The organism is Bradyrhizobium guangzhouense, from assembly GCF_004114955.1.
GTDB classification, from domain to species: domain Bacteria; phylum Pseudomonadota; class Alphaproteobacteria; order Rhizobiales; family Xanthobacteraceae; genus Bradyrhizobium; species Bradyrhizobium guangzhouense.
This window is the reverse complement of the sequence record NZ_CP030053.1, coordinates 3,648,480-3,671,461: the sequence shown is the minus strand read 5'-3', so window position 1 is coordinate 3,671,461 and position 22,982 is coordinate 3,648,480. Positions and strand designations below refer to the sequence as shown.

Here is a 22,982-nt window from a genome sequence, read left to right as displayed (position 1 = left end):
CTGGACCGCCCATCCAACTCGGGACCGAGTTCGGCGTTATTGAACCCGGAACCACCGGTAGGCGACTCATACCGTGACAGTGATCTAGATCACTTTTCGCAGATGAACCGAGGCGTAAGCGTCGGTGCGGGGACCAGCTTTTCGGGAGATGGAAATGAGGAAGCTGTTGGCCACGGCCGCATTCCTTTTGGCGAGCACCGCAGCGCAGGCGCAGTACACGTTCGAGTATGGTGGCCGCACCATCCGCATCGATCCGGACCGCGGCACGGTTCAGATCCCCGGCGTGTATGACAACACCGGTCAGGGTAAATCCAAGAAAGCCAAGAAGAACGACACCAAGCAGGACCAGCAAGCGCCGCAGCAGGCGAAGGTCGATCCGCAAACGCAGCCTGCTCCCGCGCCGGCCCCCGCTCCCGTCGTCGCACCTCCGGCGGCTGAGCAGGCTCCTGCCGCTCCAGCGGCGCCCGCCCCGGCCGCCGCAGCGCCGCCGCCCGCGCCACCATCATCGCCCGCTCCGCCTGCTGCGGCGACTGCCAGCACCGCCCCGGCAGAAGACATGGTGCCGCCGCCTCAACCGGCTCCGAGCGCGGCCCCGACGGTGGCTGCGGTGCCACCCGCACCACCTCCACCGCCGGCTCCAACCGTCGCCGCCGCACCACCTGCACCGGCGCAGCAACCAGCACCCGCGCCAGCCCCTGCTCCCGTGCAGGCCGCCGCTGTCGCACCGCCGCCTCCCGCAGCCGCGACTGCGCGCGACCTCAATTCACCGCTCGGCGTCTGGCTCACCGAGGAGAAGGAAGGCAAGGTCCGCATCGAGCAGTGCGGCAACAACCTTTGCGGCTATTCGGTCGACAGCAAATCGAACCAGAATGGCGAGCAGGTTCTGATCAACATGAAGCCCGGCAAGGACCAGAAATGGTCCGGCCGCATCCTCGATCCCAATTCGGGCTCGACTTACGATTCGACGATCACGTTAAGGGGCACTGACCGCCTGCGCGTGCAAGGCTGCGCCTTTGGCGGCATGTTCTGCGGCGGCCAGACCTGGACTCGCGTGAACTAGACCGGCTCGACGATTTCGAGATGACAAGGGGCCCGTGATCCGGGCCCCTTTGTTTTGCGAAGGTGTCGCGATGTGCGTCACCTCACACAGGCTTTGGCGCGCGTGACAGTCCTCACATCGCGAACCTTGCGCCGATGACACGATCCCCGCATGGTCAACCACAGGGGTGTGTCATGAACGGATTTTGCAAGGGTCTCCTAGCCACCATTATCGCGATCGCATTTCCGCTCACACAGGCGGATGCCGCGGGCTCGACCTTCGACGGGACATGGAATGTCCGCATCTCGTCGTCGAGCGAAACCTGCGGCAACGGCGCGACGGTCGCAATCGGCATCAGCAACGGCCAGATCGCCTCAAGCAGCACAGCAGTGACGGCATCGGGCCGCGTCGCCGATGCCGGCAGCATCAACGTGACCTTGAGCACTGGCATCAAGCACGCCGTCGGTTCTGGCCGGCTCAGCGGCACATCAGGCTCCGGCACATGGCGTGGCGCCATGTGCTCGGGGACGTGGACCGCGGAGCGGATCTAGCCGGAGCGCTCTAGCCCAGCGCCGCGCCGTATTCGGCGTCGGTGACCGGCTCGAGCCAGGTCGAGAACACGCCGTCGAGCGCTTCCTGCATGGCGATGTGGCACATGGAGTTACCCGGCGAGGCGCCGTGCCAATGCACTTCACCCGGCGGGATCCAGACCGTGTCGCCAGGACGGATTTCCTTGACCGGGCCGCCTTTGGTCTGGACGCGGCCGACGCCCGAAATCACGTAGAGCGTCTGCCCGAGCGGATGATGGTGCCAATTGGTGCGAGCACCGGGCTCGAACGAGACGCGCGAGACGTTCAGCCGCGCAGGCGCCGGCGCCATGTTGATGGGATCCTGCAACACGGTGCCGGTGAAGTTTTCCTTGGGCGCGCGGCGGGTCGGCCGCGTGCCTGCGAGCGTGATGTCCATGGTGTCCTCGTTTCCTGTTACTTCTTGCTGGCGGCGTAGCGCGCCTTGGTTTCGGCGTTCATGGGGTAGAGGCCCGGCAGCACCGCGCCATTGTTCACCTCGTTGACGATCCAGGCTTCCATCCGCTCCTGCTCGACGCCCTCGGCGAGAACGTGATCGAGCATCGCCTGCGGGATCAGCACGCAGCCGTCCTGGTCGGCGACGACGATGTCGTTCGGGAACACGGCGACGCCGCCGCAGCCGATCGGCTCGCCCCAGCCGACGAAGGTCAGGCCGGCCACGGACGGCGGCGCGGCATAGCCGTCGCACCAGACCGGAAGGTTGGTGCCGAGCACGCCCTCGACGTCACGCACGACGCCGTCGGTGACGAGCGCGGTGACGCCACGCTTCATCATGCGGGCGCAGAGGATATCGCCGAAGATGCCCGCGTCGGTGATGCCCATGGCGTCGACCACGGCAATGCAGCCTTCGGGCATGGCCTCGATCGCGGTGCGGGTCGAGATCGGCGACGACCAGGATTCCGGCGTCGCCAGATCCTCGCGCGCCGGCACGAAGCGCAGCGTGAAGGCCGGTCCCACCAGGCGCGGCAGGCCCGGACGCAGCGGACGCGCCCCGCGCATCCACACATTGCGCAGGCCCTTCTTCAGCAGGACCGTGGTGATGGTGGCGGTGGTGATGCCGGCGAGGGTCTTGCGGGCTTCGGGTGACAGCGACATGGACGAGAACGAGCTCCGAGGTGCGGGAAAGAACGCGCGCATCTTGCGAGCCGGGGGCTTCCCGTCAAGGGCCAAAGCCCTGACAAGAATGCGGCCCTGCCGGGCTGTTATGCGACGCGATAACAAGGCTTTATCGTCACCCCCGGCATTAATTTATTGGACTTGCGGGCGCATTTACGCGAAGCAGGGTTGAGGCGGAACTCAAGGTCGAGCCCGCGCATTCCTCAAGGCCCGAATTCGACATCTCATGGCCGCGACGCTCCACCCGCCCCGCCTTCTGCCCAGTGGCGACAGCGCCGTCACGGTCGAGTTCAGCCGCACCATCGACGACGCCGCCAATGAGCGTGTGCTGGCGCTCGACAAGGCGCTTGCAGCTTCGCCGATCAGCGGCATCTCGGAGACGATCCCGACCTATCGCTCGCTGCTGGTACATTACGACCCCGACAAGATCGGATTCGATGCGCTCGGCGAAAAGCTGCTTGCGCTCACCGGCCAGTCGTTGCCGCCCACCACAAAAGCGCGGCGCTGGCGCATTCCCGTCGCCTATGGCGGCGAGCACGGCATCGACCTCGAGGATGTCGCTAAGGCACTGAATACCACGCCCGACGACATCGTCGCCCGGCACGCCGGCGGCGATTATCGCGTCGCCATGATCGGCTTCACGCCGGGCTGGTCCTATCTCAGCGGTCTCGACAAATCGCTGCACATGTCGCGGCGGCAGTCGCCGCGGCTCTTCACGCCTGCAGGAACGATCTCGATCGGCGGCATCCAGGCCGGCATCCAGTGCCTGGCGGCGCCGAGCGGCTGGCATCTGCTCGGCCGCACGCCCGTCAGGACCTATCAACTCCACCGCAACCCGACCTTCCTCACCGAGCCCGGTGATCGCGTGACGTTTTTTGCCATCGACCCCAAGACGTTCAAGGAGCTGGATCGCGCCGCCGAGGCCGGCGAGATCATCGCCGAACGGGTCGACGCATGAGCCGGCTGATCGTCGCCAGCATCGGGCCTGCGAGCTCCGTCCAGGATGGCGGCCGCTTCGGCGCGCAGCGCTATGGCCTCACGGTCAGCGGCGCGATGGATCGGCTGGCGCTGGCCGCGGCGAATACGCTCGTTGGCAACGAGCCGTTCGCAGCCGCGGTCGAGATCGGCCCGTTCGGTGCGACGTTTACGGCCAGGGACGGCGCCGTGCGCGTCGCCTTGTCGGGTGCGCCGCGCAATGCCGATGTCGCCGGGAAACCGGTCGTGATGGACACGTCGGTGACGTTGAAGGACGGCGAGACGCTGACGCTGGGCTTTGCGCGTGGCGGCTCGTTCACGTATCTCGCGATCGAAGGCGCCATCAAGGGCGAAGAGGTGTTCGGCAGCCTCGCGGTGAACGCCCGCGCCGGGCTCGGCAGCCCCTACCCGCGCCCGCTCCAGGCCGGCGACGAATTCGCGGTCGATGCCGCCAGCGGCGCGCCTGAGTTGCGGATTGAATTGCCAAAGCCGGTGGGCGGCCCGATCCGCATCGTCCTGGGTCCGCAGGACGACGAGTTCGACGACGCCAACAAGGCGCTGTTCCTGGATAGCGAGTGGAAGATCTCGGCGACGTCGGACCGCATGGGCTACCGGCTCGAAGGTCCCGCCATCAAGCACCTGCACGGCCACAACATCGTCTCTGATGGCACTGTCAACGGCAGCATCCAGGTGCCCGGCAACGGTTCGCCGATCGCGCTGATGATGGATCGCGGTACCTCAGGCGGCTACCCCAAGATCGCAACCGTGATCACGGCCGATGTCGGCCGTCTCGCGCAGACCTCGGCGGGCACGGCATTCCGCTTCAAGGCCGTCACCATGGCCGAGGCGCAGGACGAGGCGCGCAAGTTCCAGCAGCTGATCCGCACCCTGCCCGATCGCCTGCGCTCGTCCGACACGGTCGAGCTCAACATCGAGGCGCTGAGCGATGCCAATGTGGCGGGCTATGCGGTCAGCGCCGTGGATGCCGGGACCTGGCAGGTCACGGCGGAGCCGTAAGCGACAACAAGACCAAGGCGGAGAGCAACCATGAAGACGATCGATCTCAATTGCGACCTCGGCGAAGGTTTTGGCGCATGGGAGATGGGCAACGACGCTGCCATGATCGAGCTCGCAAGCTCGGTCAACGTCGCCTGCGGCTTCCATGCCGGCGACCCCGACATCATGCGGCGGACGGTCGAGCTCGCGAAAGCGCGCGGCGTCTCGGTCGGCGCGCATCCTGGATATCGCGACCTGCACGGCTTCGGCCGGCATCCGATCGCGGGCCTGAAGGCCTCCGAGATCGAAAACCTCGTCGCCTATCAGATCGGCGCATTGCAGGCGATCGCGACCGCGGCCGGCCACAAGGTCACGCATGTGAAGGCGCATGGCGCGCTGTCCAATGTCGCCTGCGAGGACGACATGACGGCGAAGGCGATTGCCGCGGGCATCAGGGCGGTCGACCCCAGCCTGATCTTCGTCGTGCTCGCCAATTCGAAGCTGGTGAAGGCCGGCGAGGACGCGAACCTGCCGATGGTGCATGAAGTGTTTGCCGACCGCGCCTATGAGGACGACGGCAACCTCGTCTCGCGCAAGAAGCCGGGCGCAGTGCTGCATGACGCCAAGGCGATCGCCGAGCGCGTGGTGCGGATGGTGCAGGATAGCGCCGTGGTGTCGGTCACAGGCAAGGTCATCAAGATGCGCACGGACACGGTGTGCATCCATGGCGACACGCACGGCGCGGTCGAGATCGCGCGGACCTTGCGCCAGGCGCTGAAAGACGCGGGGATCGAGGTCGCGCCGTTCAAGCGCGGGTCGTGATCAGAACGGGCGCGCCGAGAACGTGCCGAAGAGGAGCACTGCAATGAGTGCGCACGCGCCGTAGATGCCGATGTGGTGCGCGCTCGCTCTTGTCCTGCGCGCGAGCGATCGCGCATAGAGATGAAGCCTGGCCTCCGCCGACAATTCCCGGATGGTCGATTTCCAACGCACCATCGGGCGAGTATGACGATCCAGCACGACGGCTGTAAGACCGTCGTGCAAATAGCGATGGAAGCGCTTCTCTGGCCCGCTTTGCAGGCGAAAATTCTCCGCGGCAGTGGGTTCCAGGAATGCTATTCGTTAAAGTCCAAGCCGAATGGAACCGGTTCCGGTTCCGCCCGGGCCAAACTTTCGAAAACAACCCCATGCACAGTAGCACGGCGCCGCCGGTGCGATGCGCAGCGGCGGCGATTCACGCTGATCTTGCCGCGCCTTAGTACACGTCGGCCTGGAAACGGCCCTTCTTCTTGAGATCGGCGACGAAGCTGACAGCCTCGTCGGTCGAGCGCGCACCGAACTGGGCGACAATGTCGACCAGCGCGCGCTCGACGTCCTTGGCCATGCGCTTGGCATCGCCGCAGATGTAGAGATGCGCGCCTTCCGCGAGCCAGGTCCAGACTTCGCGGCCGAGCTCGCGCATACGGTCCTGCACGTAGAACTTCTTCTCGCCGTCGCGCGACCAGGCCAGCGACAGGCGCGTCAGCAGCCCTGAAGTCTTCATCGCATTGAGCTCGTCGCGGTAGAAGAAATCGCAATCGCTGCGCTGATGGCCGAAGAACAGCCAGTTCTTGCCTTGCGCGCCGGTCGCCTTGCGGTCGAGCAGAAAGGCACGGAACGGCGCAACGCCGGTGCCGGGGCCGATCATGATGACGGGTGTCTTCGGATCCTGCGGCAGGCCGAAGCCGTGCGCCTTCTGCACATAGACCTTGAGCTTCTCGCCCTCGGCGATGCGCTCGCCGAGGAAGGTTGAGGCAACGCCGAGACGCTTACGCTTGCCGATGACGTAACGAACGGAATCGACCGTCAGCGACAGCTTTCCGGGCGTCGCATTGTGCGACGAGGAGATCGAGTAAAGTCGCGGCTGCAGCGGCTCCAGCGCCTCGACGAAGGCCTCTGGGTGCGGCCGCGTGCCGGAAAACTTCTGCAACGCCGCCATCACATCGAGCGTTGCGGCATCGCCGTCGGGATCCTCGCCCTGCGCCAGCGCCCTCGCCTTCTCGCGCTGGGCGCCGCCGGTGATGAAGGAGAGCAGCTCGAACAGCTTGTCCGGCGCCGGTGACAGCGAGACGTCCTCGACCAGCGCCTCGCGCAGCGTCTTGTTGTTGACCTTGGTGGTGTGGGAGGCGCCGAGCAGCGCGATGATCTGGTCGACGAGGCCAAGGTCGTTGCGTGCAAACACGCCAAAGCTGTCGCCGACGACGTAATCGAGCTTGCTCTCGGAGAGATCGAACTCGATGTGATAGGTCTCCTTCTCAGAGCCGCCCTTGTTGAGCAGGCGCCGCGACAGGAAGGTCGCTTCGACCGGATTTTCGCGGGCGCGGCCGAGCTCGGCCGTCACCTCGGGCGCGGCCGGTGCGGTTGCGGCGGGCGCTCCACCGACTGGCTTTGCGGCCGGCGCCTTGTCGACCTCCTCGAACAGCTGCTTGAGCATTCGCGCCGTCTCCTTGCCGCCGGGGGCGCAGAGATTGAGGCGCGCTTCGCTCTTGTTGGCGATCGAATCCGAATAGTCGGCGCAATTGTAGCCGCACTGGCCGCAATCCTGCTGCGCCATCGCCGCCATCATGCGGCGGCGGAGCGGACGTCCCTCGGCAAGCTTCATGCGGTCGGCGATCGGCATCGCCGGATCGTGCCAGGGCGCCTCGCCGTCATCACCGTCACCCTGCGGGCCGAGCATGGCGCCGTTCTCGACCGGCGACAGCGCCGTCGAGCCGTCAAGACCGAGCATGCCGACGAGGAATCCGTTCAGCCAGAGCCGCTGGCCTTCGCTGAACGGTGCATTGGCCGGAATGATCTCGATCTTGGGAGGCACGGACATCTGGGTCATGCTGTTACTTCCGCTTCGGCGAGTTTGCGTAAGGATTCGCCGTCATGGCGACGGGAGAAGGTCAGGAAGGTCTCTTCAGGCGAAGCACGATTGGCGAGATAGGCCTTGAGCAGGCCCTCGACCCTCACGGGCACATCCTCGGCCTTCACGTCGTGGAACACCTCCTGCCCGATATCGGCATCGGGGCCGAAGCCGCCGCCCGTGAAGAGGTGATAGCCCTCGACCTGGTCATCCTCGCTCGCCCCCGGCACCTTGGCCGCGATCAGGCCGATGTCGGAGATGTAGTGCTGCGCGCAGGAGTGATGGCAGCCGGTCAGATGGATGTTGAGCGGCGTGTCGAGATTGATGCGCTCGTCGCACCAGTCGCCGATCGCGGCGGCATGGCGCTTGGTGTCGGAGGCCGCGAACTTGCAGCCGGCGTTGCCGGTGCAGGCGATCAGGCCGGCGCGCACGTTCGAGACCTCGGTGGCGAGGCCAAGCTTCGCGATTGCGGCGGTGACGAGCGCGACGCTTTCATTGCGAACGCCCGAGATCAGGAGGTTCTGCCAGACCGTGAGGCGAATCTCGCCGTCACCGAGATCCTGCGCGATCTTGGCGATGCCGCGCATCTGCTCGCAGGTGAGCTTGCCGACCGGCAGCGCGACGCCGACCCAGTTGAGCCCGGCCTGCTTCTGCTTGTGCACGCCGATATGGGCCATCCGATCGGACAAGGGCCGCGGCAGAAGCGCTTCCGCAGGCACGCGCGCGAACGGCGTCTTCAACCGCTCTTCGACCAGCTTGAGGAAGCCGTCGTGCCCCATGTGGTCGAGCACGTATTTCAGCCGCGCCTTGTTGCGGTTGGTGCGGTCGCCGTGCTCGATGAAGACGCGCACAATGGCATCGGCCACTGATGTCGCGTCCTCCGGGCGCACGACGATGCCGGAATATTTCGCAAAGTCCTTGTGGCCGGTGATGCCGCCGAGGCCGAGCTTGAACCAGACGCCGGGCTCGACGCCGTGGCCGTCCTTCACCTCGACCGCGGTGAAGGCGATGTCATTGGTCTCCTCCAGCGCGGCGATCTTGCCGGCGCCGTCGAAGGCGACGTTGAACTTGCGCGGCAGGCCGAACAGCGAGCGGTCGTTGAGGATGTGATAGTGCCACTCGCGCGCATAGGGGCGCGTGTCGAGCAGCTCCTGCGGATCGATGCCGGCCGTCGGCGTGCCCGTGACGTTGCGGATGTTGTCGGCGCCCGCGCCGCGCGAGCACAGGCCGATGTCCTGCACGCCCTCGATCAGCTTGACCGCGTTCTTCGGCTCGATCTCGCGGATCTGGAAGTTGGCGCGCGTGGTGACGTGGGTGTAGCCGCCGCCGCAGCTTTCGGCGATATCGGCGAGGCCCGACATCTGCCAGTGCTTCAAAATGCCGTTGGGAATGCGCAGGCGCGCCATGTAGGAGGTCTGCGCCGGCGCCACCCAGAAGATGCCGTAGTAGCGCCAGCGGAAATTGTCCGCCGGCGTCGGATTGGCGTTGTTGCGCGCCTGGTCCTTCAGCCGCTCATAGGCGTCGAAGGGATGCAGCTCGCGCTTGAACTTCTCCTGGTCGGCGAGCTTCTTGCCGGCCGCCGTGAGCTTGTCCTGTGCCTTGATCGCCGCGGCGTCCGGCCCTGATGGTTCGGCCGGAGCAGCGCCGCCGCCGGCAGGCGCGCCGCCGGCTGCGAAGGCGCGCCCGACACGTCCGACCTGCATGCCGGACATGAAACCTTCGAGATAGCGCTTCTGCTCGTCGGAAAAATCAGCGGTGGGGGTGGTATCGAGTTTCATGGACTGAATGAACCTACTCTGCTGCCTGGACCGCGACCTGGGCGACGTCGGCCACGGGCTTGGCGGGCTTGTACGTCGCGTAGAGCGCAAGGCCGGTGAAGACGAAGCCGCCGACGAGATTGCCAAGCGTCACCGGGATCTGATTCCACAGCCACCAGTCGGAAAGGCTGACCTTGGCGCCGAGCAGCATGCCGGTCGGGATGACGAACATGTTGACGACGGCGTGCTCGAAGCCGAGCGCGAAGAACAGGAAGATCGGCAGCCAGGTCGCCGCGATCTTGCCGACCGTGGAGGTCGAGGTCATCGCCATGACGACGCCGAGGCAGACCAGCCAGTTGCAGAGGATCGCCTTGACGAAGACCGAAACCATGCCGGCGGTGCCGATCGCGGCATTGCCGATGGTCTTGGCTTCGGCCACGGCAACGATGCGGGCGGCAACGCCGGCGACCTCGACCTTGCCCATGTTGGTGAGCGAGATCGCAATCAGCACGCCGAAGGCGAGGCTGCCGAGCAGATTGGCGACGAACACCCAGGACCAGTTGGCAATCACCGCATTCCAGCTCGCCTTGCCTTCGAGGCGCGCGAGCGGAACGATGGCGAAACTGCCGGTGACGAGCTCGAGGCCGAGCAGCACGATCATCACGAGGCTGACCGGAAAGATCAGGGCGCCGACAAGCGGCTGGCCGGTGGTGAGAGCGCCGGTGAAGGCAAGCGTGGTGGCCGCACCCAGCAACGCGCCCGAGATCGCACCTCGGATCATGATGTCGCGTGGGGCGAGCGCCAGCTTCTTCAGGCTGGCATCGACCATGGAGGCCACAACGTCGGAGGGTTTTGCGTAATCCATATCGAAGCTCCAGCTTGCCGCGCGTCGGCGGCGTCAACGGGTGAAACGGACGTTGATCGCTGGGGAGCCGGTTACAGGCACGCGCCTTGGCCGGAACCCTGGGCGATCCGATCAGCCTCGTTGCTGCGGAAATCCACCATGGACTTGGAGCCGCCGGCGCCCACGCCGGGCGGCTTGGGCCTACCTATTCAAGGAGTGTGCCAACGCAGCATACGCTGCAAAATGCCGTGAAATCAGTAATTTAGATTTGTGTGCAGCGCATGAAGTGGACCATGGTTCATGCTGCTTCGGGCAGCAATAGCCCAAAGTTTAAGCTTCGAATCGCCATGATTAAGTTTTGTGCAAGCCTTTAGAAGGCGCGCCGTCCGACCTCAAACGAGGCGAGATAGCCAGCGAGATCGCCGACGTCAAAGGCGGGGCCGGCAAAGGCGCTGAAAGGCGCGCCGGGCTGACCATCTCCGCTCCGGCCGAGGGCGGCGTCGTAGAGATCTGGCCGGAACACGGCCATGGCGGTCTTCACAGCCTCCGGGCTGAGCGGCGTCTGTCCCCAGCGCACCATCTGCGCGTAGAGCCAGGCAGCCTGGACCGGGTCCGGGCGCCCTGCCCCCTCACGTCCGACCAGGAGATAGCGGCCGCTCTCGCGCGCCGTGCCATCGGGCGAGATCTTCAGCCGTCCGGTGAGCGACCGCTGGATTACTTCAGGATCGACACCGATCCGCTCCGGCTGCGCCAGGATCCGTGTGGCCTCGTCGAGGTTGGCGGGCCCCTCGATGAACTCTGCGGCCTTCACGGCCGCCCGCACCAGCGCCGCGACCACGTCCGGATGCTTGTCGGCCCAGACCTGCCGCACAGCCAGCACCTTCTCCGCCGCGCGCTCGAGAATGTCGGAAACGAAGTGCAGGATATGGCCGATGCCGAGATCGACGGCGATCGAATTCCAGGGCGCACCGACGCAGAAGGCATCGACATGGCCGCTTCGGAGGCTGTCGACCATGAAAGGCGGTGGCAGCACGACGAGGCGCACGTCCTCGTCGGGATCGACACCGGCCGCCGCCATCCAGAACCGCAGCTGGTAATTGTGGGTCGAGAACGGAAAGGTCATGCCGAAGGTCAGCGGATCGGCGCCAGCCTTGCGCCTGATGGCGACCACCTTCGCCAGCGCCTTTGCAGTGGCCATCGGATCGAAGCGGTCGCCGTCGATCTGCTCCATCAGCGCGGCATACAGCACCGGCGAGACCGTGATCGCATTGCCATTGATGCCGAGATTGAAGGGCGCCGCGATCGGCACCTTGATGTGGCCGAGCCCGAGCGAGGACGCGATCGCCACCGGCGCCAGCAGATGCGCGGCATCGAACAGGCCGATGTTGAGCTTGTCGCGGACGTTCGACCAGGAGACCTCGCGCACCAGCTCGACCTCGAGCCCCTCGGCGGCCGTAAAGCCCTTGTCGACGGCAACGATCAGCGCGGCGGCATCGACCAGCGGGATGAATCCGATGCGAAGGGGTGCGGTCATTTCAGCATCTCCGACGCGGTGATGATCGACTGGGCGATCTCGCCGATTTTCTTCTTCTCGCGCATGGCGGTGGAGCGCAGCAGCACGTAGGCCTCGTCCTCGGTGAGGCCCTTGACCTTCATCAGGATGCCCTTGGCTTTCTCGATGATCTTGCGATCCTCGAGCTGCGACTTGGTCCGCTCCAGCTCCTCCTGGAGTTTTGCGAAGGCGTTGAAGCGCGACACGCAGAGGTCGAGGATCGGCTTGATGCGCTCCTTCTTCAGCCCGTCGACGATGTAGGCGGACACCCCCGCTTCCACGGAGGCCTGGATCGAGGCGGAATCGCTCTGGTCGACGAACATCGCGATGGGACGCTTCACCGCACGGCTGACCTGAAACATCGCCTCCAACACGTCGCGGCTGGGGTTTTCCAGATCGATCAGGATGATGTCGGGGTCCACCGCATAAATACGGGCCAGCAGGCTCTGCATCTCGCGGATATGGACCACTTGGGTGAATCCGGCCTCCCGCAAGCCCTCCTCGAGGATCGCGGCCCTGACCGGGCTCTCGTCAACGATCACGATTTTGGGCGACTGTTCGGCGCTCATGGCTCACTCACGGCAGGCGATTCATCCATAGCATGCCGGAGGGCCATGCAAAGGGTTGTAATTATGGGCAATTGGGACTAGCTCAAGCCTGTCAATCAGGCAGATTTGGATATGAATCAGACGGCTGCGCCCAAGGTCAGCTTCGTGTCGCTCGGGTGTCCCAAGGCATTGGTGGATTCCGAGCGCATCATCACGCGCCTGCGCGCGGAGGGCTATGAGCTCGCGCGCAAGCATGACGGGGCCGACATCGTCATCGTCAACACCTGTGGCTTCCTCGACAGCGCCAAGCAGGAATCGCTCTCGGCGATCGGCGAGGCCATGGCCGAGAACGGCAAGGTCATCGTCACGGGCTGCATGGGTGCTGAGCCCGAGCAGATCGAGGAAGCCTATCCCGGCGTGCTCTCCATATCAGGCCCGCAGCAATATGAGAGCGTGCTCGATGCCGTGCACCGCGCGCTGCCGCCGGCGCATAATCCACATCTCGACCTGGTGCCGCCGCAGGGCATCAAGCTGACGCCGCGTCACTACGCGTACCTGAAGATTTCCGAGGGCTGCAACAACCGCTGCACCTTCTGCATCATTCCAAAACTGCGCGGCGACCTGGTCTCGCGTCCGGCCAATGATGTGCTGCGCGAAGCCGAGCGGCTGGTCGGCGCCGGCGTCAAGGAGTTGCTGGTGATCTCGCAGGACACCTCGGCTTACGGCGTCGATCTCAAATATGCCGAGAGCCCGTGGAAGGACCGCCAGGTTCGCGCCAAATTCCTCGATCTCGCGCGCGAGCTCGGCGAGCTCGGCGCCTGGGTCCGCCTGCAATATGTCTACCCCTACCCGCATGTCGACGAGGTCATCGCGCTGATGAATGAGGGCAAGGTGCTGCCCTATCTCGACATCCCGTTCCAGCATGCAAGCCCCGAGGTGCTGAAGGCGATGAAGCGCCCGGCCGCGCAGGACAAGACGCTAGCGCGCATCAAGCGCTGGCGCGAGGAATGTCCCGATCTTGCGCTGCGCTCGACCTTCATCGTCGGCTTCCCGGGCGAGACCGATGCCGACTTCGCCTATCTGCTCGACTGGCTGGATGAAGCCGAGATCGATCGGCTCGGCTGCTTCAAATACGAACCGGTTGCGGGCGCGACGTCGAATGCGATCGCCAATCCCGTGCCGGAAGAGGTCAAGCAGGAGCGCTACAACGCCCTGATGGCGCGTCAGCAGAAGATCTCGGCGCGCCGGCTGAAGCGCAAGGTCGGCACGCGCCAGCAGATCATCATCGACGAGGTCGGGCCGACGGTGGCCAAGGGCCGCTCCAAGGCCGATGCGCCCGAGATCGACGGCGCGGTGTATCTGTCGAGCCGCCGGCCGTTGCGCGTCGGCGAGATCGTCACCGCGAAGATCGAGCACGCAGATCAATACGATCTGCACGGAAGCGTCGCGGGATTTTGAAGGTACGCCGTCATTGCCGGTGCGGCGATGAACGCTCCATCCCCGTCAGCTCTGCGGTCGCAACGACGATATGGGGGCGATCCCGCCATCGAGACCGCCTGGCCGCCGACCGTTGCGGGTCGTCGAGATCGCCGCGCGCTATGCGGCGCGCACGGCCTTCAGGAAACCGGACACCTTGTCGCGCAACGCATCGGCATGGCGCGACAACTGGCCCGCCGCGCCATGCATGTTGGTGGCGGATGCGCCGGCGGCGTCGATCGTCTGCGTCACGGCATTGATGTTGCTGGCGACCTCGCTGGTGCCCTTGGCGGCCTGACTGACCGAGCGCGCGATCTCCTGGGTCGCATGTCCTTGCTGATCGACAGCAACGGCAATCGTCTTGGCAATGTCGCTGATCTGTCCGATCGTCGTGCCGACCCCCTGGATCGCGGCCACGGTATCGTCGGTCGCCCGCTGCATGGCACTGATGTGAGCGCTGATCTCTTCTGTGGCCTTGGCAGTCTGGCTCGATAGGCTTTTGACTTCGGCGGCAACGACGGCGAAACCGCGCCCGGCATCGCCGGCTCGCGCTGCCTCGATCGTGGCGTTCAAGGCCAGAAGATTAGTCTGGCTCGCGATCGCATTGATCATTTCGGTGACCGCACCGATCCTGGCTGCGGCTTCCGACAGGCTCCTCACGAGATCATTGGTGCGCGCAGATGCCTGCACCGCCTCGCCGGCAATGCTTGATGAGGTCGTGACCTGACGGTTGATCTCGGCAACGGAGCTCGACAGCTCTTCGGTCGCGCCCGCGACTGACTGGACGTTGGCGGATGCTTCGGACGAAGCAGCGGCGACTGTCGAGACGCGTTGCGCGGCGTTCTCGGCGGTCGAGCTGAGCGAGCCGGCCGTCGCCTCCACGTCCTTGGCAGCCGACGACACGGCGTTGGCGATGGAGCCGATGGTTTCCTCGAATTCGCCGGCGAGTTTGGCGATCGCGCGTTTCTTCTCTTCCCGCGCGGCAATCAGCTCCGATAAATCGCGGCGAAAGCTGATGACGACGGGCTGGCCGTCGATCTCCGCGGGAACGAGTGTGACCTGCACCGGGACCATCTGACCATCCGCCCGGCGCGTGATCCATTCGAAGCGGGCGTGGCCCTCCGTCATCGCTCGCGCAAGTGTCTCCTTGACGCAGTCCGACGAGCGACGGCCGTCCGCCTGGAATTCGGGAGCCATATCGGCCGGCGACCGGGACAGCAGATCGGCCTTGCTGCGATAACCGCCAAACCTGACCGCCGCCTCGTTACAGGCGATGATCTTGGGCCCCGCCAGCACCATGATCGCATCAACAGAACGTTCGAAGACTGCTTGCCGGATCTGACTATCGCGATCCTGACTCGTCCGTCGCCCAAGGAATCTCATCCGCTCCCCCCGTTCGAAGCGGCGCAATGATTAGCAAGAAATCATTAACCAAACACTTAAGGGTTGCGTGCCGTTCGGGGCGAGATCAGCCAGCTGCCAGCCATTTCGGCACCCAGCGCTCCGGACGCGGGGCGCGGGCGAGATCGGCCTTGGCCTCAGCGAGCAGCGCCGGCTCACCGCCGATGGTCGGGCGCATGTCATATTCGAAACTCGGCATGACGCGGCCGTCGGCATAGAGGCCGAATTTCATCGCATACCACAGGCCAAGCTCGGGCTGCGCCTTCCGCATCTCCTCGCGCAAATCGCGCAGCAGGGATTCGATCGAGGCGGCCTCCTCGAACGGCTGCGGTCCGCGCGACAGCACGCGCGCCTCATATTGCTTGCCTGATATCGCGACCTCGAAATGCGTCTTGTCCCAGGCGTTCTTGCCCTTGGGCAGATGCGCGGCCAGCCGCCAGCCGAGTTCGGCCATCAGGCGATGATTGGCCCAATATTCCTCCCGGTCCCGGCTCCACTTTTCGACGAAGCCGCGGAAGTCAGGCAGCTCCCCGTCGTCACAGGCGACAGGTTCGCCGGCCGGGCGTCGGGCAAGCCATTGCGCAAGCTCGACGGTCTGCGGCTCGACCTCGTCATGCGGCCGCAAATCGTGCCAGGCCTTGTCGAATTGCTGCGACGTCAGTTTTGTCAGCAGCGCATCGAGGGACGGCGCGAGCAACTCGTAATCGCCCTCCGAGCCCAGACCCACAATCGGGGGATCGTCACGATCGAGACCGGCGCCATACCAGCCGCCGACGGCCGAACCATCAGGCAGCCGCATGAACAGCGCGAAGCGGTCGCGCAAGGGGCTGCCGTCGAAGATCGGGGCCTGATCGGAGAACTGGCCTTGCAGCGAGAAGCAGCCGACGCTGCCCCAGGGCCGGCCGTTCAGCCAGCCGGCAAAATCCAGCAGCAAAGGCGGCGCCTCGATGCCCGGTGGGAATGCGCCGCGAATGCTGTCGAGGTCGATCGGATAAGGCGTGTCGGACAAGGCTGAAATCTATCTTGATGGTCCCGTCCCCCTTGGTCTGTCCCGGCTGAACTCCGGTTCGAACCAATTCGCGCTCCGAGATCACAAACGCGCTAGAGGCTTATAGGTTTCTGCGCAGCAAACAAATGACACGCAATCACAAGATCGATATCCGGCCAGCGCTGCGCGCGCTAGCCGCCGCATTGACCCTGCTCACGTTTCCGGCCGCGGCGCAATCCCCACCAATGGCGCAGGCGCGGCAATGGTGCTTCGGTTCCGACAAGGTCAATGACGACCAGCGGCTCGCCGGTTGCTCGGTCGTGCTGAAGGCCAATCCGTCGAATGCGATCGCGCTCGCCAATCGCGGCGAGATGCTTCGGCGCAAGGGCGAGACCGAGCGCGCCCTGGCCGATCTCAACCGCGCGATCGATCTCGACGAGACGGATGCCGCCGCGTGGTTCAATCGCGGCATCGTCCATGACGATCTCGGCGACCGCGACCACGCCATCATGGACTACACGCGCGCGATCAAGCTCGTTCCCGATGACGCGTGGTACTACAACAATCGCGGCAATTCCTACATCGGCAAGGACGACTACGAGCGCGCGCTCGCCGATTACAACAAGGCGATCAAGCTCGATCCGAAATTCGCGCTCGCCCTTTACAACCGGGGCACGGCCTATCGCGAACATGGCGAGGCCGACCGTGCGCTGGCCGATCTCGACTTGTCGATCAAGCTCGATCCGAGCTATGGCCCCGCTTACGGCAACCGTGCGCGCATCTTTCGCGACCGCGGCGATCGCGATCGCGCGTTCGCCGATTTTGCCAAGTCGATCGAGCTCAACCCGAACAACGACCGCGATCTCTATGCGCGCGCGAACATGCATTTCGACGCGCATGATTATGTGCAGGCGCTTGCGGATTACGATCACGCGCTTGAGGCCAATGCGAGCTATGCCGGCGTGTTCAATTCGCGCTGCATGACGCGCGCGATCCTCGGTCGGCTGCAGGACGCGCTGGCCGATTGCGAGCAATCGCTGCGGATGCGACCGGACGATCCCTACACGCTGGACAGCCGTGCCCTCACCTATTTGAAGCTCGGCAATCTCGACGCGGCGATTGCCGACTACGACACCGCCCTGAACGCAAAGCCGAAGCTCGACTCCTCGCTCTACGGCCGCGGGCTCGCGAAGCGAAAGAAGGGCGACACTGAAGGCGCCGCGCGCGACATCGCTGCCGCGAAGGCGATCAATGCCGCCATCGCCGAGGAGTTCGCACGTTACGGCGCCGAGTGATCGTCTCGCGCGCGAATGTGACACTATAGTGCATTCACGCAGAGGTCACGGACTCGTCCTAATCCTCGCGCGCTTTCAACGCGAGTGAGGATGATTGATGAGCCGCCTCCCGGACATGCTGCGCACGCAGCGCTTCGACGATTACCGCTTCTACCACCAGAGCACCGTCAACCAGACGCTGCACCTGTTCAGCGCGATCATCTTCCTGGCCTGCTATGCGCTGCTGTTCAGGGATCCGGCGCTCGCCGGATTGGTCGGCTGGCTCGCGATGCTGACGCGGCAGACCGGGCATTTCTTCTTCGAGCCGAACGGCTACGACGCGGTCAACGACGTCAGCAACGAATACAAGGAAGCGGTGAAGGTCGGCTACAACCAGACGCGCAAGATCGTGCTCTTGCTCGTGTGGGGCAGCGCGCCGATCGCGCTCTACGCCTATCCGACGCTGTTCGGACTGTTTGCTCCGCCAGCCGGTCGCCTCGATTTCGTGCGTCATGTCGGCGCGCTCTGGCTCGCGATCGGCATCGGCGGAGGACTGGCGCGCATGCTGCAGCTGTTCGCAACGCGCGGCGTCACCACAGGACTGGTGTGGAGCTTCAAGGTGCTGACCGATCCCCTCCACAACATCGCGCTGTATTGGAATTCGCCGCTCAAGCTGATGCGCGGCGAGCTGATCGACAGCGCGATTGCGGATGCCGACTGGGGGGACGAGGATAGCGAGGAAGCCGCGCATCTGACCTGAACGCCCGGATGGCTCGGAAGCGACCCGCTTGACAAACCCTGCCATCAGGCTGTAGGGACGCGCCCCATGATCAACTCTCGGACCAACCGCCGCGCAGCTTTCCGTCGTCGCTCCAGCGACGATGATGGGTTGCGCCATGTCCGACGACGCCGCTGAACCAGTAAATTCAGCTTCAGTTTTCGAGAAGGCCGCACCCGCAAAGTGCGGCCTTCTTGGTTTTCGCGTCCCCTTTTCGCCTGCCCTCACCTTCATGCCTCAAGAGGAGTTCGACATGACCACCGCCACCCATCCGTATGACGCGCTGATGGACATCACTGCACGGCCAAAAGCCGTGTTCGTCCGCGGCGCCGGCTCATACCTCTGGGACGACAGCCGCAAGCGCTATCTCGATTTCGTGCAGGGCTGGGCCGTGAACTGCCTCGGCCACTCCCCGCCTGTTGTTGTGGACGCGCTTGCGTCACAGGCCAAGCGGCTGCTGACGCCGAGCCCGGCCTTCTACAACGAGCCGAGCCTCAAGCTCGCACAGGCACTCGTCGAGACCAGCGCGTTCGACCAGGTGTTCTTTGCCAATTCGGGCGCAGAGGCCAACGAGGGCGCGATCAAGCTCGCGCGCAAATATGGCAGTATGCACAGAGGCGGCGCGTTCGAGATCATCAGCTTCGAAGGCGGCTTCCACGGCCGGACGCTGGCGACGATGTCGGCCTCGGGCAAGAAGGCGTTCGAGCCGCTGTTCGAACCGAAAGTATCAGGCTTCAAGAAGGCAAAGCTGAACGACATCGCCTCGGTCGAGACACTGATCAACGGCAACACCGTCGCCGTGATGCTGGAGCCGATCCAGGGTGAGTCCGGCGTGTGGCCCGCGACCGACCAGTTCCTGCGGGAGCTGCGCGCACTGACCGAGGCGCACGGTCTGCTGCTCATTTTCGACGAGATCCAGACCGGCATGGGCCGGACCGGAAAGCTCTTCCATTATGAGCACGCGGGAATTGCGCCCGACATCATGACGCTCGGCAAGGGCATTGGCGGCGGCGTGCCGCTCGCGGCGCTGCTCGCGACCGAACGTGCCTCCTGCTTCGCGCACGGCGACCAGGGCGGCACGTTCAACGGCAACCCGGTGATGTGCGCGGCGGGACTTGCGGTGCTCGAACAGGCCGGCAAGCCGGACTTCCTGAAGCAGGTCACCGAGAGCGGGCTGCTGCTGGAGAGCGAGCTGCAGAAGGTCTCGGCGCGGCATGGCCTCGGCGGCGTGCGCGGCCGCGGCCTGTTGCTCGCACTCGACCTCAAGCTGCCGATCGCGCCCGGCATCGTCGCGCAGGCGTTCGAGGCCGGCGTGCTGCTCAACGCGCCGCAACTCGACAGTTTGCGCTTCATGCCGGCGCTGAACGTCACGAAGGCCGAGATTGCCGAGATGATCTGTTGTCTCGACGAGATCTTGACCAAGGTCGGGGCGGCACGGCGCGTGGCGTAATGGCTTTATGGCTTCATCGCCTACGGCGGCTGTCGCGCGGAACGTGCGACGGCCAACACGGTCTCAGACGTCGAACCCGCACTACACGACGCGATGATGGTAATGAGGCATGTCGCGAAAGACGCGGAAGCGATCTTTCAGAATTCGTTCGCATTCGCAGGCCTGTCCGCGGAGCCTTTCCATGTCCCGGATGCGAATGCTGCCGCGCCCTCCCGTGATGATGCCATTCGCTTCCAGGTCCGACAAAGCTTTCGACACCCCCGGCCGCCTGACGCCGAGAGCCGTGGCGATCAGTCCGTGCGTCACGGGAATGCGGTCGCCCCCGATCCGATCCTGGGCGAGGAGCATCCATCGCGCCACGCGCTCGGAAATATCGTGCCTGGCATTGCACAAGGCGATCTGGGCATTCAACGCGAGCAATAATTGCACGTATCTGAGCAAGTGTTCGCGCGTTTGCGGACTCTGTTGCAGGATATCGCGAAACGCGTCGGCATCTATGCGCAGGGCGCTGCCAGGAACGCGGACGACGCTTCGCTGTATCGTTTGCTTCGCTCCCAGCACCAGGGACACGCCGACAAAGCCGAACTTCCCGACAACCGCCACTTCGACAGGACCATCCCTCGCCGTCCGCACCATGCGAGAAACAACGCCTGATTCGATGAAGTAAGCAGCATCCGGATAGCGCAACGCATCCTGGAGAACCTCGTTCAGCTTCAGCGGCACAGCCCTCAGGTGCGGCCGAAACAATGCAAATTGCTGCTCTGGCAAGGTCGCCAAAATCGCATTCTGCACCGTGCGCCGCGTCGAATTCGCGCCACCGACAGGCTTCGATGTGGTGGGATCGAACATGTCCCGCACAAATCCTTAAGTCACAATCGGCACAACGATGGCCTCCGCAACGAAGCAATGGCGGACCCTTGCGCAAATTAGTCTCCGGTCACCGAGCTGCATTGTGGCAAAGTAGCGCAGGCGCCTCAACCACGCGTGGAACCGAGGCAAAACTATCGCTGAGACGGGGCCGCTTGCATCAACCGCCAATCTGGATCCTGGCCGGAGGCTTGGGCCTGGACGTTCGCGCAGCTGGCGTCATCGAGCGCGAGCTTTCGCCGGTTTCCGTCAAACCGAGAATTCGCTCTCGCGTGCGGCTTCGCGCCGCGTCGACCAGCATAGTGCCTGCCCACCGGTAGACATTGTTCTCCCTGACCTGCTGTCGCATCAGCTTCATGCGTTCGACCTGCTCTTCCAGAGGCATGGTCATCGCCCTCTTGATCGCGGCTGCGAGTTCCTCCGTGTCATAGGGATTGACGATCAACGCCTCCGACAGCTCGCGCGACGCCCCAGTGAAGCTGGAGAGAACGAGCACACCGGCGTTGTCGTCGCGAGAACTGACGAATTCCTTGGCGACGAGGTTCATACCATCGTGCAGGCTGCTGACGACACAGACATCGGCGGCGCGAAACAGCTTGAAGACGTCAGTGGATTCGTAGTGCCGCGCCACCAGGTGGATGGGCGCCTGCCCGTCGCGATGGCGGGTATTGATGGCGTCCGCGAGGCTTTTCGCTTCGGACTGCAGACTTGAATAGGTGTCGAGCTTGCTCCGCGTCGGGGCCGCGACCTGAATAAATGCGAGCCGTCCCTTCCAGGAGGGATCTCGCGTCAAAAGCGCGTCGATCGCCTTCATGCGGTCCGGTATGCCCTTGGTGTAGTCAAACCGCTCAATGCCGACGATCAGCTTCGTTCCCGCGGCGAGGCCGAAGTCCTTCAGAACGTCCGCGCGACACTTGTCACGCGCCGGCACGCTTCCGAGTGCACTGGGAGGCCATTCGATCGAAATTGGATAAGCGCGGATCCTGGTCTCGTGGCCGCCGAGACTGACGGCCTGCACCTCGCGGTCGATCCGGCTCTCCACGAACCGATCGACGCACTCGACGAAATTGTTGCAATGAAACTGCGTGTGAAACCCGAAAATGGTGCTGCCCAGCATTCCCTCGATGATTTCCCTTCGCCAGGGACAGATGCTGAACGTCTCGGCGTTGGGCCAGGGGATGTGCCAAAACGCAATGATTGTTGCCTTCGGCAGCTGTTGACGGATCATTTTTGGCACCAGGGCGAAATGATAGTCCTGAACCAGGACGACCGGATCCTCGGTCCGCGACTCCGCGACCACCGCGTCGGCGAAGCGCTGATTTATCTCCCGATATGCCCGCCAATCGTCCGCCCGGAAAGACGGCCGCACGAACACGATGTGACAGAGCGGCCACAATCCTTCGTTGGCGAAACCGTAGTAGTAGCCGTCCTGCTCTGCATCCGAGATCCAGACGCGACGCAACGTGTAGGCAGGCGTCCCCTCCGGAACCCTTATTCTGCCGTTTGCATCGACCGTCTCCCGGTCCGCCGAGCCGCTTCCGTGCGCAACCCAGGTACCGCCGCAGGCGCGCATGATAGGCTCGAGAGCGGAGACGAGGCCGCTGGCCGGCCGCTGCACGACGATCTCGTCACCCTGCCGGTTGTGGATATAGGGCTCACGGTTCGAGACCACCAAAACCTCGGCGCCCGGCAACGCGCCGTGCAGTAGTTCCTGGAGGGCTTTCGGCGTCCAATCGATTTGATGGGCCAAGGTGAAGTCTTCCGTCCGCCGCAGCAGCTTGTGGATCTCGCGATCCATGGCCGAGCTCGCGGCCGAAGGATGCGCCCCTGCCGTGCCCAGGCGCACCTCATCGACCGCCCGCCTAAGCGAACCCATCCAACTCCTCAGCATGAACACGGCAAAGATGATGGTACCGACCGTCAGAACCAGCACGACGCTGGCGAGCGATGCAAGCACATAGGCCAAGACCTGACTCGAGCGCGCGCTGGCAAAGCTCAAATCGGTCAGTATCACGAGATGGGATCGACCCCTGGTCGTGTTGACGGGGAATGCCGCCACGAGAATCCGCCGGCCGCCAGCCGCGACGTCCGAAAAGCTTTCATTTTCGGACCTTGCGATATTCTCGCAACGAAAACTTTCGGGCATTTCCGGAGTCGGCGCAATCAGTGTTCCGGTATGACTGCAGAAGCCGACCGCCAGGATCTTCTTATCCTGCGCCACCCTCCCGAAAAGATCGTTCAGGCTATCCCAGGATTGATCCTCGATGTCGCGATCGAGAAAGGGCTGGATCGCATTGAAGACGAGCCTTGATCGCGTCTCCACGTCGCTGCGCGACCATTGCTGAACGATCCCGCCAGCGAATGGGGAGATGCCGAACGCGACGATCAAGGCGACACCGACCCCGAAGACGCCGAATCGCAGGAAATCCCAGAAACGGAAGGGCATG

20 protein-coding genes are annotated in these 22,982 nt (G+C 64.4%); 9 read left to right on the top strand and 11 right to left on the bottom strand.

Annotated elements, in window-relative coordinates; all coding sequences use genetic code 11:
* Positions 1–154: 154 nt before the first annotated feature.
* A complete protein-coding gene (locus tag XH91_RS17745; RefSeq protein WP_128951764.1) occupies positions 155–1,060 on the top strand; it encodes a DUF2147 domain-containing protein in 906 nt (301 codons plus the stop codon).
* Between the two features lie 173 nt (positions 1,061–1,233).
* Complete coding sequence (locus tag XH91_RS17740; protein WP_128951763.1) at positions 1,234–1,590, top strand: hypothetical protein; 357 nt, start codon at positions 1,234–1,236, stop codon at positions 1,588–1,590.
* Positions 1,591–1,600: 10 nt separating this feature from the next.
* On the opposite strand, the gene XH91_RS17735 is transcribed toward XH91_RS17740, so the two are convergent.
* The gene (locus tag XH91_RS17735; protein ID WP_128951762.1) at positions 1,601–2,005 is read right to left on the bottom strand and encodes a (R)-mandelonitrile lyase; all 405 of its coding nucleotides are present in this window, start codon (positions 2,003–2,005) and stop codon (positions 1,601–1,603) included.
* A gap of 17 nt (positions 2,006–2,022) precedes the next feature.
* Positions 2,023–2,721 carry a ribonuclease activity regulator RraA gene (locus XH91_RS17730; RefSeq protein ID WP_128951761.1) on the bottom strand — a complete coding sequence of 233 codons (699 nt, stop codon included), beginning with the start codon at positions 2,719–2,721 and terminating at the stop codon, positions 2,023–2,025.
* 247 nt (positions 2,722–2,968) lie between these two features.
* Between XH91_RS17730 and pxpB the strand changes: the two genes are divergently transcribed.
* The 3 genes from pxpB to XH91_RS17715 are packed head-to-tail and all read left to right on the top strand — an operon-like array spanning position 2,969 to position 5,535.
* On the top strand, positions 2,969–3,700 hold the full coding sequence (gene pxpB, locus XH91_RS17725) for a 5-oxoprolinase subunit PxpB (protein ID WP_128951760.1): 732 nt from the start codon (positions 2,969–2,971) through the stop codon (positions 3,698–3,700).
* On the top strand, positions 3,697–4,734 hold the full coding sequence (locus tag XH91_RS17720) for a 5-oxoprolinase subunit C family protein (RefSeq protein WP_128951759.1): 1,038 nt from the start codon (positions 3,697–3,699) through the stop codon (positions 4,732–4,734). The genes pxpB and XH91_RS17720 overlap by 4 nt, the downstream gene beginning before the upstream one ends.
* 30 nt (positions 4,735–4,764) lie before the next feature.
* On the top strand, positions 4,765–5,535 hold the full coding sequence (locus XH91_RS17715) for a LamB/YcsF family protein (protein ID WP_128951758.1): 771 nt from the start codon (positions 4,765–4,767) through the stop codon (positions 5,533–5,535).
* 433 nt (positions 5,536–5,968) lie between these two features.
* Here XH91_RS17715 and XH91_RS17705 read toward each other — a convergent pair whose 3' ends face one another.
* The 5 genes from XH91_RS17705 to XH91_RS17685 all read right to left on the bottom strand — a co-directional run bounded on the left by XH91_RS17705 (position 5,969) and on the right by XH91_RS17685 (position 12,322).
* Positions 5,969–7,579, bottom strand: a complete 1,611-nt coding sequence (locus tag XH91_RS17705; protein ID WP_128951756.1) for a sulfite reductase subunit alpha — start codon at positions 7,577–7,579, stop codon at positions 5,969–5,971.
* On the bottom strand, positions 7,576–9,378 hold the full coding sequence (locus XH91_RS17700; protein WP_128951755.1) for a NirA family protein: 1,803 nt from the start codon (positions 9,376–9,378) through the stop codon (positions 7,576–7,578). Before XH91_RS17700 ends, XH91_RS17705 begins: the two co-directional genes overlap by 4 nt.
* A 13-nt stretch (positions 9,379–9,391) precedes the next feature.
* Positions 9,392–10,222: a formate/nitrite transporter family protein gene (locus XH91_RS17695; RefSeq protein WP_128951754.1), complete on the bottom strand. Its 831-nt coding sequence runs from the start codon at positions 10,220–10,222 to the stop codon at positions 9,392–9,394.
* 349 nt (positions 10,223–10,571) lie between these two features.
* Positions 10,572–11,735 (bottom strand): CmpA/NrtA family ABC transporter substrate-binding protein, encoded by a 1,164-nt coding sequence (locus XH91_RS17690; RefSeq protein ID WP_128951753.1) that lies wholly within the window; start codon positions 11,733–11,735, stop codon positions 10,572–10,574.
* On the bottom strand, positions 11,732–12,322 hold the full coding sequence (locus XH91_RS17685) for an ANTAR domain-containing response regulator (RefSeq protein WP_128951752.1): 591 nt from the start codon (positions 12,320–12,322) through the stop codon (positions 11,732–11,734). Before XH91_RS17685 ends, XH91_RS17690 begins: the two co-directional genes overlap by 4 nt.
* A 111-nt stretch (positions 12,323–12,433) precedes the next feature.
* Here XH91_RS17685 and rimO point away from each other — a divergent pair, with 111 nt between their 5' ends.
* Complete coding sequence (gene rimO / locus XH91_RS17680; RefSeq protein WP_128951751.1) at positions 12,434–13,759, top strand: 30S ribosomal protein S12 methylthiotransferase RimO; 1,326 nt, start codon at positions 12,434–12,436, stop codon at positions 13,757–13,759.
* Positions 13,760–13,897: 138 nt separating this feature from the next.
* Here rimO and XH91_RS17675 read toward each other — a convergent pair whose 3' ends face one another.
* Together XH91_RS17675 and XH91_RS17670 are read right to left on the bottom strand one after the other, a co-directional pair.
* Positions 13,898–15,076 (bottom strand): methyl-accepting chemotaxis protein, encoded by a 1,179-nt coding sequence (locus tag XH91_RS17675; RefSeq protein WP_245470777.1) that lies wholly within the window; start codon positions 15,074–15,076, stop codon positions 13,898–13,900.
* A gap of 169 nt (positions 15,077–15,245) precedes the next feature.
* A complete protein-coding gene (locus tag XH91_RS17670) occupies positions 15,246–16,187 on the bottom strand; it encodes a hypothetical protein (RefSeq protein WP_128951749.1) in 942 nt (313 codons plus the stop codon).
* Positions 16,188–16,312: 125 nt separating this feature from the next.
* Here XH91_RS17670 and XH91_RS17665 point away from each other — a divergent pair, with 125 nt between their 5' ends.
* The 3 genes from XH91_RS17665 (at position 16,313) to XH91_RS17655 (ending at position 19,668) form a co-directional block, all read left to right on the top strand.
* Positions 16,313–17,461: a tetratricopeptide repeat protein gene (locus tag XH91_RS17665; RefSeq protein ID WP_128951748.1), complete on the top strand. Its 1,149-nt coding sequence runs from the start codon at positions 16,313–16,315 to the stop codon at positions 17,459–17,461.
* A 97-nt stretch (positions 17,462–17,558) separates the two neighbouring features.
* On the top strand, positions 17,559–18,200 hold the full coding sequence (locus XH91_RS17660) for a hypothetical protein (protein WP_128951747.1): 642 nt from the start codon (positions 17,559–17,561) through the stop codon (positions 18,198–18,200).
* A gap of 271 nt (positions 18,201–18,471) precedes the next feature.
* Positions 18,472–19,668, top strand: a complete 1,197-nt coding sequence (locus XH91_RS17655) for an acetylornithine transaminase (protein WP_128951746.1) — start codon at positions 18,472–18,474, stop codon at positions 19,666–19,668.
* Between the two features lie 81 nt (positions 19,669–19,749).
* Here the strand turns inward: XH91_RS17655 and XH91_RS17650 are convergent, their stop codons facing one another.
* Entirely contained in the window at positions 19,750–20,517 is a 768-nt protein-coding gene (locus XH91_RS17650) for a Crp/Fnr family transcriptional regulator (RefSeq protein ID WP_128951745.1), read from the bottom strand.
* Positions 20,518–20,695: 178 nt separating this feature from the next.
* Positions 20,696–22,981, bottom strand: a complete 2,286-nt coding sequence (locus XH91_RS17645) for an alpha,alpha-trehalose-phosphate synthase (UDP-forming) (protein ID WP_128951744.1) — start codon at positions 22,979–22,981, stop codon at positions 20,696–20,698.
* Between the last annotated feature and the right edge of the window lies 1 nt (position 22,982).

Coding starts and splice junctions, on each gene's coding strand:
- XH91_RS17675 (WP_245470777.1), bottom strand. CDS start 15,076: ATGGTGCTGGCGGGGCCCAAGATCATCGCCTGTAACGAGGCGGCGGTC.
- XH91_RS17660 (WP_128951747.1), top strand. CDS start 17,559: ATGAGCCGCCTCCCGGACATGCTGCGCACGCAGCGCTTCGACGATTAC.
- rimO (WP_128951751.1), top strand. CDS start 12,434: ATGAATCAGACGGCTGCGCCCAAGGTCAGCTTCGTGTCGCTCGGGTGT.
- XH91_RS17745 (WP_128951764.1), top strand. CDS start 155: ATGAGGAAGCTGTTGGCCACGGCCGCATTCCTTTTGGCGAGCACCGCA.
- XH91_RS17665 (WP_128951748.1), top strand. CDS start 16,313: ATGACACGCAATCACAAGATCGATATCCGGCCAGCGCTGCGCGCGCTA.
- XH91_RS17690 (WP_128951753.1), bottom strand. CDS start 11,735: ATGACCGCACCCCTTCGCATCGGATTCATCCCGCTGGTCGATGCCGCC.
- XH91_RS17685 (WP_128951752.1), bottom strand. CDS start 12,322: ATGAGCGCCGAACAGTCGCCCAAAATCGTGATCGTTGACGAGAGCCCG.
- pxpB (WP_128951760.1), top strand. CDS start 2,969: ATGGCCGCGACGCTCCACCCGCCCCGCCTTCTGCCCAGTGGCGACAGC.
- XH91_RS17650 (WP_128951745.1), bottom strand. CDS start 20,517: ATGTTCGATCCCACCACATCGAAGCCTGTCGGTGGCGCGAATTCGACG.
- XH91_RS17735 (WP_128951762.1), bottom strand. CDS start 2,005: ATGGACATCACGCTCGCAGGCACGCGGCCGACCCGCCGCGCGCCCAAG.
- XH91_RS17645 (WP_128951744.1), bottom strand. CDS start 22,981: ATGCCCTTCCGTTTCTGGGATTTCCTGCGATTCGGCGTCTTCGGGGTC.
- XH91_RS17715 (WP_128951758.1), top strand. CDS start 4,765: ATGAAGACGATCGATCTCAATTGCGACCTCGGCGAAGGTTTTGGCGCA.
- XH91_RS17720 (WP_128951759.1), top strand. CDS start 3,697: ATGAGCCGGCTGATCGTCGCCAGCATCGGGCCTGCGAGCTCCGTCCAG.
- XH91_RS17705 (WP_128951756.1), bottom strand. CDS start 7,579: ATGACCCAGATGTCCGTGCCTCCCAAGATCGAGATCATTCCGGCCAAT.
- XH91_RS17655 (WP_128951746.1), top strand. CDS start 18,472: ATGACCACCGCCACCCATCCGTATGACGCGCTGATGGACATCACTGCA.
- XH91_RS17740 (WP_128951763.1), top strand. CDS start 1,234: ATGAACGGATTTTGCAAGGGTCTCCTAGCCACCATTATCGCGATCGCA.
- XH91_RS17695 (WP_128951754.1), bottom strand. CDS start 10,222: ATGGATTACGCAAAACCCTCCGACGTTGTGGCCTCCATGGTCGATGCC.
- XH91_RS17700 (WP_128951755.1), bottom strand. CDS start 9,378: ATGAAACTCGATACCACCCCCACCGCTGATTTTTCCGACGAGCAGAAG.
- XH91_RS17730 (WP_128951761.1), bottom strand. CDS start 2,721: ATGTCGCTGTCACCCGAAGCCCGCAAGACCCTCGCCGGCATCACCACC.